We start from the raw sequence: 12,163 nt of genomic DNA on the forward strand, positions 1-12,163 counted from the left end.
CGTAACGCATGCTTAGTTGTCGAGCGCGGCCTTGGCCGCCGCCACGACGTGATCGACCGTGAAGCCGAAGTGCTTGAACAGCACGCCAGCCGGGGCCGATTCGCCGAACGTGTCGATGCCGACCACGCCGCCTTCCAGGCCCACGTACTTGCGCCAGAAGTCGGTCACACCGGCTTCGATCGCGACGCGGCGCACGCCCTTGGGCAGCACGCGCTCCTTATATTCGGCGTCCTGCCTGTCGAACGCGTTGGTCGACGGCATGGACACCACGCGGGCGCCGATGCCTTCGCGCTGCAGCGCTTCGACGGCCTTCATCGCCAGTTCGACTTCGGAGCCCGTGGCGATCAGGATGATCTTGCGGCTCGGGATGTCGTCGTTCCAGTCCTTGAGCACGTAGCCGCCCTTGGCGATGTTCGCGATCTGCGCATCCGTGCGCTCGTTGAACTGCAGGTTCTGACGGCTGAAAATGAGGCTCGACGGGCCGTGATGCGAGATCGACTCGGTCCAGGCCACCGCGGTTTCCACGGTGTCGGCCGGACGCCAGAGCGTCATGTTGGGGATCAGGCGCAGGCTTGCGACCTGTTCGATCGACTGGTGCGTCGGGCCATCTTCGCCGAGACCGATCGAGTCGTGCGTGAACACGAAGATCGACGGGCACTTCATCAGCGCGGCCACGCGCAGCGCATTGCGGCTGTAGTCCGAGAACGTGAGGAACGTGCCGCCGAACGCCTTGTAGCCGCCGTGCAGGTTCAGGCCGTTGAGCGCCGCGCTCATGCCGAACTCGCGCACGCCGTAGTTGATGTGGTTGCCCCACTGGATGCCGGTCTCGCCTGCCTTGGCGGCGCGCACGGGCTTCGAAGCCTTCCAGTTGGTGAGGTTCGAGCCGGTCAGGTCGGCCGAGCCGCCCAGCAGTTCGGGCAGTGCGGCGGCGAGGCCTTCGATGGCTTGCTGCGAAGCCTTGCGGGTCGCGACCGTTTCCTTGCGCGAATCCGCACCCGCAACGATCGCCGCGGCCTTCTGCGCCCAGTCGGCGGGCAGCTTGTGGGCCATGCGGCGCTCGAACTCGGCGGCTTCGGTCGGGTACTTCGACTTGTACGCGGCGAACTGTTCGTTCCACGCGGCTTCGAACCTGGCTCCAGCGTCCTTGGCGTCCCAGTCTGCGTAGACTTCTTGCGGCAGCGTGAACGGCTCCCACTTCCAGCCTGCGGCTTCGCGCCACTTGGCGATTTCTTCCGCGCCGAGCGCCGCGCCGTGCACGTCGTGGCCGCCCTGCTTGGTCGGCGCACCCTTGCCGATGATGGTCTTGCAGCAGATCAGCGTGGGCTTGTCCGAGGCCTTGGCCTTCTGGATGGCCGCGTCGACCGCGCCCACGTCATGGCCGTCCACGTGCGGGATCACGTTCCAGCCGTAGGCTTCGAAGCGCTCCGGCGTGTTGTCGTGGAACCAGTTGACGACGTCGCCGTCGATCGAGATGCCGTTGTCGTCGTACAGCGCGATCAGCTTGTTCAGCTTGAGCGTGCCGGCGAGCGAGCAGGCTTCGTGCGAGATGCCTTCCATCAGGCAGCCGTCGCCGAGGAACACGTACGTGTGGTGATCGACGATCTTCGCGTCGGCCTTGTTGAACTCCGCTGCGAGCAGCGCTTCAGCGAGCGCCATGCCAACCGCGTTCGCCAGACCCTGGCCGAGCGGGCCCGTGGTCGTCTCGACGCCCGGCGTGATGCCGAACTCGGGGTGGCCCGGCGTCTTCGAATGCAGCTGACGGAAGTTCTTGAGTTCCGCGATCGGCAGGTCGTAGCCCGTCAGGTGCAGCAGCGAGTACAGCAGCATCGAGCCGTGGCCGTTCGACAGCACGAAGCGGTCGCGATCGCTCCAGAGCGGGTTCGTCGGGTTATGGCGCAGGTGGCGTGACCACAGCGCGACGGCGATCTCGGCCATGCCCATGGGCATGCCGGGGTGACCGGAATTGGCTTGCTGAACGGCGTCCATGGACAGCGCACGAATGGCGTTGGCCATCAACTGGGTGGTAGCGGGGGAGGCGGAGGACGAGGTCGTCATGTCGAGTCCGGAAGTGTGCAAAAAGCGGCGTGAGCGGCGCAGGTCGCGAACAGCGCAAACAGCGGGCGCACACAGCAGCGCGAAGGTCCGGAAGCTCGGCAAATCGCCCGCTCGGGCGCACATGCGGCGCCAGGAGACGCGAAACGGCCGGAGCAAACGGAGAGGGCTGCAAAGCGCAATATTCTAGCAGATCGTGGGGATTATCCCTGGTCGTAGGGCGCGGGGTATGCGCCGTGCAGGCCGTTGTCTTCTCGTCGTCTTTTATCGCAGCCGGGCTGCGGTTCACGCACCCTATAATGTCTCTGTTGGCCCCATTTTCTGCGCGATTTTCGCGCTGCGGCGCACCGGCAGCACATCTCGACCTCCGTGACCGACTCCCTCCTCTTCCATCCCGCGTCAGACGCGCTCTACGGCTTTCCAGGCGCGCGACGACTCGCCGCGGCCGATACGCCGTGGCAGCGCATCGAAGTCTGGGACACACCGCAACTGGGCTGCCTCTTCACGTTGGACGGCCGCCCGATGACCTCCGCCGGCGACGAATTCATCTATCACGAGTGCATGACGCACCCGGCCGCGCTCACCCACCCGGTGCCGCGCGCCGCGCTCGTGCTGGGCGGCGGCGACGGCGGCGCGGCGCGTCAGTTGTTGCGCCACCCGGGCATCGAGCGCATCGTCGTGGCCGAACTGGACCCGGATGTGGTGCGGCTGACAGGCGACTATCTGCCCGAGGTACGCGGCGACGCCTTCGAAGATCCGCGCGTGGAACTCGTGATCGGCGACGCGGCGGCATTTGTCGCCTCGGCGCAGGAACGTTTCGACCTCGTCATCTTTGATCTGACTCCACCGGATTCGCCGGCCGCCGGGCTCTACACGCCGGCGTTCTACGCCGCGCTCAAGCGCGTGATGAGCACCGGCGCCCTCGTCTCGCTCCATCTGGGCTCGCCGTTCCACCATGGGCAGCGCGTAGGCGCGCTGCTCGGCGGGTTGCGCGCGGCGTTCGCCGTCGTTCGCCCGCTTGCCGCCTACGTGCCGCTCTACGGCTCACTCTGGCTCATGGCGATCGCGAGCGACACGCTCGACCCAGCCGGCGTCGACGAGACCACGCTGCAGGCGCGCGCAGCCGAGCGCCAGATCGAAGGCTTGCGCTACTACGACCCGCGTCTGCACGCGGCGCTCTTAAAAGCTTCCTGCACGGCCCGCGATAAACTAGGCGAATTCCTACAGCTTTAGTGGGCCTGCCCGTGGACAATGGCGGGTCCCACGCGCTTTTTTCATGCGCGCCCGCGCCCAGAGCGGCACGGCGCTTCATTCGAACCGCGAATCTGGAGAGACTCGATGACCGCACCCCGCCCTGCCGGCGTGCCGTGGCTCACCCCGTATCTGACGGTGCGCGACGCACGCGTGTCGATGAACTTCTATCGGGCGGCACTCGGCTTTGCGGTGCGCGATAGCGTAGAGGACGACGGCGCGCTCATGCACGTGGAGATGACGTACCACGATCAGTTGATCGTCATGTTCGCACCGGAGGGTGCATTCGGTTCGACGGCGCGCACGCCCAAAAGCGCACAGACCGTCGCGCCACAATCTTTTTATCTGTACGTCGACGATGTCGACGCGGTTTATGCGCGGGCGCTCGAAGCCGGCGCGAAATCGCTGAGCGAGCCACAGGACCAATTCTGGGGGGACCGCTTTGCGCAGGTCGAAGACCTCGACGGTTACCGCTGGGCGCTTGCTCGCCACTTGTCCTGAATCAATGAGAAATAGTCTTATGCCCCGCTTTTTCGTCGGCAGCGCCCTGCAATCCGACGAGGTTGTCACCCTTCCCGACGAAGTCACGCGCCATATCCAGGTGCTGCGCCTGCAGCCCGGCGACACCATCGTGCTGTTCAACGGTCTTGGCGGCGAGTACAGCGCCGAGATTCTCGAAATGGAGCGCCGCGACACGCAGGTGCGCATTGGCCCCTATCGCGACTTCGAAGCCGAGCCGCCTTACCGGCTCACGCTCGCCCAAGGCATTGCCGGCAGCGACAAGATGGACTGGCTGATCGAAAAGGCCGTCGAACTGGGGGCGACGAACTTCGTGCCGCTCACCACCTCGCGCAGTGTCGTGCGGCTTTCGGGTGAGCGAGCCGTGCGCCGCCAGGCGCACTGGCAACGCATTGTGCAAGCCTCGTGCGAACAGTGCGGGCGCAACCGGATGCCCGACGTCGCGCCCACGCGCGAAATCGCCACGTGGCTTGGCTCGCTGCCCAAGCGCCCCGGCGAAGGCGAATTGCGCGTGCTCCTCTCGCCGCGCGCCAATGTCTCGTTCTCGACCTTGCCGATCGACCCGCCTTCGGGCGAGGTGACGGTGCTGGTCGGGCCTGAGGGCGGATTCTCGTCGCCGGAAGAAGCTGCGGCGCTCGACCACGGCTTCATCGCCGTGGGACTCGGGCCGCGCGTGCTGCGCACCGAAACGGCGGGCATCGCCGTGCTCGCGGCGCTCGCCGCCCGCTGGGGTGGTTGGTAACGCGACGCAGCCCGAAAAGCCGCTAGTAAAAATGACAAAGCCCGCCGGAAGGCGGGCTTGTGGCTTTCTGTCGCATGCGCGCGACGGAACGCTAGTCGAAGGTCAGGCGAACGAATAAAAAACGCGGAACGGCACCTTGCGCTCTGCCCAGAATTCCGAAGCCTCGCGAAATACGTCGAGCAGGGTCTCACGCCCGTCCTTGTCGAACTTCTGGGCAATCGGCAGTCCTTCCAGCACGATCACGAAACCCGGCTGCTCGCCGGCTTTCTGCACCAGATCGGTCAGGCAGTCGTACAAACCATCGTAGTTCTTGCCGAAATGCTTCGGAAACAGAAACGACGTAGCAATGGTTTCGAGCACTTCCTGCTTGGTTTGCGCATTCGCGCAGAACGCATAGAGGAAATGTTGCTGCAGCCGCTGGGCTTCGTCCGAGAGATCCTGAATGCGAAACGCCCGGATCGACTGGACAATATTCGGCTGCACGGTCGAAAACAGGCTCATGGCCCCCTCGTTCGATGAAAGCCCCGCCTCATCCTGGCGCGCCTCGCTGTCTTGCTTCAACTGCATGACGCGCTGGAACAGGTTGCCCTCCCCGGACGCGAACAGATCGCTCGCGCCCCGAGGGTCGTGCGCGTAAACGTTATCGCTCATGCCGCTCATCCCGGTGTCAATCAATAATTCGCCTGAAACTGGCGTAGTGGTCGTCGGAGTAGTAACAGTTGTCGGTCCGCTTGCGCGGGCCGCCACAAACAATGCGCTTGGCGCCGCGGTTGTGTGCGCTCGGCGTCGGGACCGTGTACTCGTGATAGTAGCCCCGCCGGTGCGGTGGCAATATCCGCTCAAAATTCCCGAATACGACGCCGTCCTTCTCGTAAGGGAACGGGCCGCCCGCCGCAATCAGGCTCAACGTGCCCACCGCCTCACGCGGAAGTTCGTTGACCGAAATGCTGCCGACCGAATTACCCGCATCTTCCGGCTGACTCGTGCGCGCCTGAGCGCCGCCTGCCGCCAGCGCTACGGTTGCAACAAGCGCCACTGCCGCAGCGCGGCGCAAGCTAGACAAACTGCCGCCGAAACAATGAGTTAGACGAGGCGCCATCGCCTGGTTCCCGCTTCCCTGGTTACGCGTTCGACGACCATGAAAGGTGTAAGGGTATCGCTAATGATGCCTGGAAGCAACGTTAGTCGGGCGAGGGCGACCCGAGCTTGACCGCGCACAAGTGCCAAACCGGTAACTTTTACAATCTCATTTTGCGCGATTTTGGGCGCTCAAGCGGGATCTCGCGAGTAAAAAAATCGGCGCGCTCGCAGGAGCGCGCCGATTTTTGGGACCGCGTTACCGGCGCTGCCGGCAACCTGCGCGAACGAGCTTAACGCGCCGCGTTCACGTCCGCGACGAGCAGCGCCGTCATGTTGACGATACGGCGCACCGTGGCGGAAGCCGTCAGCACGTGCACCGGCTTGGCCGCCCCCAGCAGGATCGGCCCGATGGCGATGTTGTTACCCGCCGCCGTCTTGAGCAGGTTGTAGGAAATGTTTGCCGCGTCGATGTTCGGCATGATGAGCAGATTGGCTTCGCCTTCGAGTGTCGACTCCGGCAGGATCTCCTTGCGCAGGTTCGCGTCGATCGCCACGTCGCCGTGCATTTCGCCGTCCACATGCAGGTCCGGCGCACGCTCCTGGAGGATCTCGAGCAGGTCGCGCATCTTCTGCGCGCTAGGCGCGTTGCTCGAACCGAAGTTCGAGTGCGAGCACAGCGCGATCTTCGGCTCGATGCCGAAGCGGCGCACTTCCTCGGCCGCCATGATGGTGATTTCCGCGAGCTGCTCCGGCGTCGGGTCGACGTTGACGTGCGTGTCGACGATAAAAATCTGGCGATTCGGCAGCACCAGCGCGTTCATCGCCGCGTAGACGTTGCAGCCAGCCTTCTTGCCGATCACCTGGTCGATGAAGTGCAGGTGGCGGTGCGTCGTGCTGACCGTACCGCAGACCATGCCGTCGGCCTCTCCCCTCTGTACGAGCATCGAGCCGATCAGCGTGGTGCGGCGGCGCATTTCGAGCTTCGCCATTTGCTGCGTGATGCCCTTGCGCGCCATGAGCTTGGCGTAGCTCTGCCAGAAGTCGCGATAGCGCTCGTCGTGGTCGGTGTTCACGACCGTGTAATCCTGCCCGGCCACGAGACGCAGGCCGTAGCGCGCAATGCGCTGTTCGATCACCAAGGGGCGGCCGATCAGGATGGGCTTTGCGAGCTTTTCGTCGACCACGATCTGCACCGCGCGCAGGATGCGCTCCTCTTCGCCCTCTGCGAACACGATGCGCTTCTTCTCCGGCTCCACGGCGCGCGCGAGCTGGAAGATCGGCTTCATGGTCGTGCCGCTGTGGTAGACGAACTGCTGGAGGTGCTGCTCGTAGGCGTCCATGTCCTCGATCGGACGGGTCGCGACGCCCGAGTCCATTGCCGCCTTGGCCACGGCCGGCGCGATCTTGACGATCAGGCGCGGGTCGAAGGGCTTCGGAATGAGGTATTCAGGCCCGAACTGCAGATCCTGGATGCCATAAGCTGTGGCCACCACGTCGCTCTGTTCCTGGCGCGCCAGCTCCGCAATCGCATTCACGGCGGCGACTTCCATCTCGCGCGTGATGGTGGTCGCGCCCGCGTCGAGCGCGCCGCGGAAGATGAACGGGAAGCAGAGAACGTTGTTCACCTGGTTCGGGTAGTCCGTGCGGCCCGTGGCGAGCACGGCGTCCGGGCGCACTTCGAGTGCGAGCTCCGGCAGGATTTCCGGCGTGGGATTGGCCAGCGCGAGAATGAGCGGCTTCGCGGCCATCTGCTTGACCATGTCCTGCTTGAGCACACCGCCCGCGGAGAGGCCGAGGAAGATATCCGCGCCTTCGATCACTTCGGCGAGCGTGCGCGCGTTGGTCTCGCGTGCGAAACGCTCCTTGTCCGGGTCCATCAGCTCCGTGCGGCCCTTGTAGACCACGCCCGCGAGGTCGGTCACGACGATGTTTTCGAGCGGCAGGCCAAGATCGACGAGCAGGTCCAGACACGCCAGCGCCGCCGCGCCCGCGCCCGAGGCGACGAGCTTCACTTCCTTGATGTCCTTGCCCACGACCTTCAGGCCGTTGGTGAAGGCGGCCGCCACCACGATGGCCGTGCCGTGCTGGTCGTCGTGGAAGACCGGAATCTTCATGCGCTTGCGCGCTTCACGTTCGACGATGAAGCACTCCGGCGCCTTGATGTCTTCCAGGTTGATGCCGCCAAACGTCGGTTCGAGCGCCGCGATCACGTCGACGAGCTTGTGCGGGTCCGTCTCGTTCAGCTCGATGTCGAACACGTCGATGCCCGCGAACTTCTTGAACAGCACCGCCTTGCCTTCCATCACGGGCTTCGACGCGAGCGGCCCGATGTTGCCGAGACCGAGCACGGCCGTGCCGTTCGACACGACGCCCACGAGGTTGCTGCGCGCCGTGAAGCGCGCGGCGTTGAGCGGATTCTCGACGATCGCCTCGCATGCGAACGCCACGCCCGGCGAGTATGCGAGCGAGAGGTCGCGCTGATTGATCATCTGCTTGGTCGGCGCAATCGCGATCTTCCCCGGCGTGGGAAACTCGTGATAGTCGAGTGCGGCTTCGCGGAGTTTGTTCGTGGCGGGATTCGACATGGGAGGCAGGCCGTTAGTGCAGATTAGAATGACAACTCGAACGCTAGTCTGCCAGATTGTAGCGCCAATCTCTGGCGGTATTTCTTACAGTTCGGGCGTAGGTGCCGCGACCACAATAGAGGGAACGCCGGACCCGCGCACCCTGTGCGGCGTCGGCCATTCCCAATGTCATAGACCTTTCGACATGCTTTCCGAGTTCTCCCTGATCGACCGTTATTTCGCGCGACGCGCCCGCACGAACACACAACGCGCCGCGCTCGGCATCGGCGACGACTGCGCGCTCATCGCGCCCGCCGCCGGCGAGATGCTGGCCGTTTCCACAGATATGCTGGTGGAAGGCCGCCACTTTTTCCCCGATATCGATCCGCATGCGCTCGGCCACAAAGCGCTCGCCGTGAATCTGTCAGACCTTGCAGCAATGGGTGCGCAGCCGCTGGGATTCACGCTGGCGTTCGCGCTCCCCAAGCCGAACGAGGACTGGCTCGCCGCGTTCAGCGCGGGCCTTTTCGAGCTGGCAGACCGCTTTGACTGCGAGCTGATCGGGGGCGACACCACGGCGGGCCCGCTCAATCTTTGTCTTACAGTGTTCGGCTCGGTGCGTCAGGATGCCGCACTTCGGCGCGACGCCGCGCAGGCGGGCGACGACATCTGGGTCTCCGGTACACCCGGCGACGCGCGCGCGGGCCTCGGCGTATTAAGACGCGAATGGCAAGTGAGCGAGCAGGACGCCGCGCACTTTCGCCGCGCGCTCGAATACCCCGAGCCGCGCGTGTCGCTCGGCCTTGCGCTGCGCGGCGTCGCGCGCGCGGCGCTCGACGTTTCGGACGGCGTTGCCGGCGACCTGCGCCACATTCTGGAACGCTCGAACCTCGCCGCGGCGATCGATGTCGATACCCTGCCGCTCTCGCCCGCTCTCGCGCGACTGCCGCGCGCCACGCAACTGCAATGCGCCCTCGCGGGCGGCGACGATTACGAACTGTGCTTCACGGCGGCGCCGGCGCAACGCGCAGCGGTCGAGGCGGCCGCGCAACAGGTGGGCGTGCGCGTCACGCGCATCGGTACAATGAGTGCCCTCGCGTCGCCTCAGGCCACGCCCGCAATCGCCTGGCGCGACGCCGCGTGCAAACCGCTCAACCTGAAGTTGCAAGGTTTCGACCATTTCCATGCAGACTGACCCCACGCCCTCTCCCGCCGACGAACTCGCGACGGCGGGGCGGCCGGAACCCCAGCCTGGCGGCCCGCGCCGCGCCGACGCGCCGTTCATGCTCACGCATCCGCTTCACATCATCTCGCTCGGCTTTGGCTCAGGGCTCTCGCGCCTTGCGCCCGGCACGGCCGGCACACTGTTCGCGTGGGCGGCGTTCGAAGTGCTCAATCGCTACCTCACCGTGACCGAGTGGGGACTGCTGATCATCGTGGGCTTCTTCGCGGGCATTGGCATCACGGGGTTCACGGCGAACAAGATGCGCGTAGAGGACCCTTCTGCCATTGTTTGGGACGAAATCGTCGCATTCTGGCTCGTGCTGCTCATGATCACGCCCGTCGATTTCATGGGCCGGCTCTGGGCCTTCGTGGTCTTCCGTTTCTTCGACATGGTGAAGCCGCCGCCCATCCGCTATTTCGACCGGCGCTTCAAGGGCGGCCTCGGCATCATGCTCGACGACATCGTCGCCGCTTTCTTTACGCTGCTCGTCATCGCGCTCTGGCGCATGTCGGTCTAACCCGCCTGGCCGCCAACTCAACGGATTGCTGCAATGCCTACCGATTCCGTCGTACACCAACTTGCCATCCGCGTCGGCAACAAGCTGCGCGACGGGCGGCTCATGCTCGCGACCGCCGAGTCCTGCACCGGCGGCATGGTCGCCACCGCCATCACCGATATTTCGGGCAGCAGCGGCTGGTTCGAGCGCGGCTTCGTGACTTACTCGAACCAGGCAAAGAGCGAGATGATCGGCGTGCCGCCGGAACTCATCGAGAAGCACGGCGCGGTCAGTGAGCCGGTGGCGCGCGCGATGGCCGAAGGCGCGCTCAGCAACAGCCGGGCACAAGTTTCGCTCGCGATCACCGGGGTCGCCGGTCCCGGCGGCGGCACGCCGGAAAAGCCAGTCGGCATGGTGTCGTTCGGCTGGAGCAACCGGCTGCATACGAGCGTCGAAACGCTGGTCTTCAAAGGCGACCGCGAACAGATCCGCGTGCAAGCCGCCGCACATGCGTTGCGCGGGCTGCTCGCGTTCATCGACGAACAGGAACGCTAATACCGGCCCGAACGGGTTTGCATCGCCAACCGGGCCCATCACGGAGGCGCACGCCATGGCAATCGCGAATGCCGCAGTCGAGGAACTGATCCGCCACTTCGGGCTCGAACCGCACCCCGAAGGCGGCTACTACAGCGAAACTTACCGCGCCGACAACCTCGTGCGCCGCGACGGCGCGCCCACGACCGACGGCACGCGCGCGGCCTCGACCGCGATCTATTTCCTGCTCGCGGATGGCGCCTATTCGGCCTGGCACCGTATCCGCTCCGACGAACTCTGGCACTTCTATGCGGGCTCGCCCCTCGAGATTCATTCGATCGACGAGCGCGGCGTGCTCTCCACGCGCAAGCTTGGCCATGCGTTAGACCATCCGGGCACGGTGTTCCAGGCCGTGGTGCCGGCCGGGCACTGGTTCGCGGCGCGCTGCTGCGATCCGTCCACGTATGCGCTCGTGGGCTGCACGGTCGCGCCGGGGTTCGAGTTCAGCGAGTTCGAGATCGCCGATGTGAACGCGCTTGTAGAAAAGTATCCGCTGCACCGTTCGATCATCGAGTTGTTCGGCAAGCCAGCGTCCGTCACGAAGAAGGATTGAGCGGCACGGCGCGTCTCGAAAGGCACGCAAAAAAAAGCGGCGAGCCCGAAGACTCGCCGCAATCGCCCTACCACTCCAGACGGTCCCAAAGAGACCGCCCTCGGGCTGGCGTTCCCACGCGCCAGCCCTTCTTCCCCACCTACTGCATGGTGATCTGTACGCGCCGGTTGGGCGCAAGACATGCAACCACTGCCGACGTCGCCTTCTTGCCCGGGCACGAATTCACCGGATCGGCTGCGCCCCGGCCGTTGACTTCGAAGCGCTCGGCTGTGACGCCCTGGGCTTGCAGCGCGCTCAGCACCGCCTCGGCACGTTGCCGCGACAACTTTTCGTTATGCGCCGCCGAGCCAAATCGGTCGGTGAACCCGTCGATCTTCAGCAAGTGAAGCCTCACATGCGAATCGCGGACGCGATGGGCAAGCTCTTCGACCATCTCTTTGCCTTGCGGCTTCAGGACGGCGCTGTCGAAGTCGAACAACGCGTCTGCTGACAGCGAAACCGGCTTCGCTAGCTCAGCGGGCGGCGGCGGCGGCGGGGGAGGTGGCGGAGCCGGCGGCACGCACTTGTCGAGTTCGCCATTCACCTGCTGCGCAAGCTTCTGCGCGCGCTCGATTGCGTCCCAACCGTGCACCCAGTGCGTGCCGTGCGTTTCATCCTGCTCCTTCCACGCTTCGTCCGTCAGCGCTGAGAGACGCCCCGCATCCTCGCCGCGGCACGGCGACTGCGACGCGCGCTGGTTCGTGCGCTCGATTTCCTGCAGCGCCTTCACCCACTTCTCGCGTGTTTCGACCGGCGGCCAGTTCTTCTGGCCGTAGATCGGCTGAAACGGCACGCTGCCGTCGATGAAATGACGGCCGTTGTTGAGCGCGCGGGCCGCAGCGTCGTTGTAGACCGACGAGACGAGCACATGGCTGTCCTGTCGCTCTGCGATCTCGAGCCAGCCTTCGGCCAGGCCGCGCTGGTACGGATCGGCGATTTTCTGCGCGGCGGGCGTCAGCGCCTCGGCATCGCTGCCGATGCTGGCGAACGCCTGGGCGCTCACCAGCGAGGCGAAGAGCGCGCCGCATATCAAAGTTTTCTTCATGGG

The 12,163-nt window shown here is 65.1% G+C and carries 12 protein-coding genes; 7 read left to right on the plus strand and 5 right to left on the minus strand.

Annotated elements, in window-relative coordinates; translation table 11 throughout:
• Nucleotides 1–12: 12 nt before the first annotated feature.
• Nucleotides 13–2,055, minus strand: a complete 2,043-nt coding sequence (tkt, locus tag JMY28_RS02760) for a transketolase (protein ID WP_201694361.1) — start codon at nt 2,053–2,055, stop codon at nt 13–15.
• A 366-nt stretch (nt 2,056–2,421) separates the two neighbouring features.
• Between tkt and speE the strand changes: the two genes are divergently transcribed.
• The 3 genes from speE (at nt 2,422) to JMY28_RS02775 (ending at nt 4,564) form a co-directional block, all read left to right on the plus strand.
• Nucleotides 2,422–3,285, plus strand: coding sequence for a polyamine aminopropyltransferase (speE, locus tag JMY28_RS02765; RefSeq protein ID WP_201694363.1), 864 nt, complete (start codon nt 2,422–2,424; stop codon nt 3,283–3,285).
• 105 nt (nt 3,286–3,390) lie between these two features.
• Entirely contained in the window at nt 3,391–3,804 is a 414-nt protein-coding gene (locus JMY28_RS02770) for a VOC family protein (RefSeq protein WP_201694365.1), read from the plus strand.
• A 19-nt stretch (nt 3,805–3,823) separates the two neighbouring features.
• Complete coding sequence (locus JMY28_RS02775) at nt 3,824–4,564, plus strand: 16S rRNA (uracil(1498)-N(3))-methyltransferase (protein WP_201694367.1); 741 nt, start codon at nt 3,824–3,826, stop codon at nt 4,562–4,564.
• Nucleotides 4,565–4,666: 102 nt separating this feature from the next.
• On the opposite strand, the gene JMY28_RS02780 is transcribed toward JMY28_RS02775, so the two are convergent.
• From JMY28_RS02780 to JMY28_RS02790, 3 genes are all read right to left on the minus strand, one after another.
• Nucleotides 4,667–5,224 carry a barstar family protein gene (locus tag JMY28_RS02780; protein ID WP_201694601.1) on the minus strand — a complete coding sequence of 186 codons (558 nt, stop codon included), beginning with the start codon at nt 5,222–5,224 and terminating at the stop codon, nt 4,667–4,669.
• Nucleotides 5,225–5,231: 7 nt separating this feature from the next.
• Nucleotides 5,232–5,663, minus strand: a complete 432-nt coding sequence (locus JMY28_RS02785; RefSeq protein ID WP_201694372.1) for a ribonuclease — start codon at nt 5,661–5,663, stop codon at nt 5,232–5,234.
• 271 nt (nt 5,664–5,934) lie between these two features.
• A complete protein-coding gene (locus JMY28_RS02790) occupies nt 5,935–8,229 on the minus strand; it encodes an NADP-dependent malic enzyme (RefSeq protein ID WP_201694373.1) in 2,295 nt (764 codons plus the stop codon).
• A 184-nt stretch (nt 8,230–8,413) separates the two neighbouring features.
• Between JMY28_RS02790 and thiL the strand changes: the two genes are divergently transcribed.
• The 4 genes from thiL to JMY28_RS02810 are packed head-to-tail and all read left to right on the plus strand — an operon-like array spanning nt 8,414 to nt 11,076.
• A complete protein-coding gene (gene thiL / locus JMY28_RS02795; RefSeq protein ID WP_201694374.1) occupies nt 8,414–9,403 on the plus strand; it encodes a thiamine-phosphate kinase in 990 nt (329 codons plus the stop codon).
• Nucleotides 9,393–9,950, plus strand: a complete 558-nt coding sequence (locus JMY28_RS02800; RefSeq protein WP_201694375.1) for a phosphatidylglycerophosphatase A family protein — start codon at nt 9,393–9,395, stop codon at nt 9,948–9,950. The genes thiL and JMY28_RS02800 overlap by 11 nt, the downstream gene beginning before the upstream one ends.
• A gap of 33 nt (nt 9,951–9,983) precedes the next feature.
• The gene (locus JMY28_RS02805) at nt 9,984–10,484 is read left to right on the plus strand and encodes a CinA family protein (RefSeq protein ID WP_201694376.1); all 501 of its coding nucleotides are present in this window, start codon (nt 9,984–9,986) and stop codon (nt 10,482–10,484) included.
• Nucleotides 10,485–10,539: 55 nt separating this feature from the next.
• The gene (locus tag JMY28_RS02810; RefSeq protein ID WP_201694378.1) at nt 10,540–11,076 is read left to right on the plus strand and encodes a cupin domain-containing protein; all 537 of its coding nucleotides are present in this window, start codon (nt 10,540–10,542) and stop codon (nt 11,074–11,076) included.
• 139 nt (nt 11,077–11,215) lie between these two features.
• Here the strand turns inward: JMY28_RS02810 and JMY28_RS02815 are convergent, their stop codons facing one another.
• Nucleotides 11,216–12,160 carry an OmpA family protein gene (locus JMY28_RS02815; RefSeq protein ID WP_201694380.1) on the minus strand — a complete coding sequence of 315 codons (945 nt, stop codon included), beginning with the start codon at nt 12,158–12,160 and terminating at the stop codon, nt 11,216–11,218.
• Between the last annotated feature and the right edge of the window lie 3 nt (nt 12,161–12,163).

The organism is Paraburkholderia hiiakae (assembly GCF_904848665.1).
GTDB classification, from domain to species: domain Bacteria; phylum Pseudomonadota; class Gammaproteobacteria; order Burkholderiales; family Burkholderiaceae; genus Paraburkholderia; species Paraburkholderia hiiakae.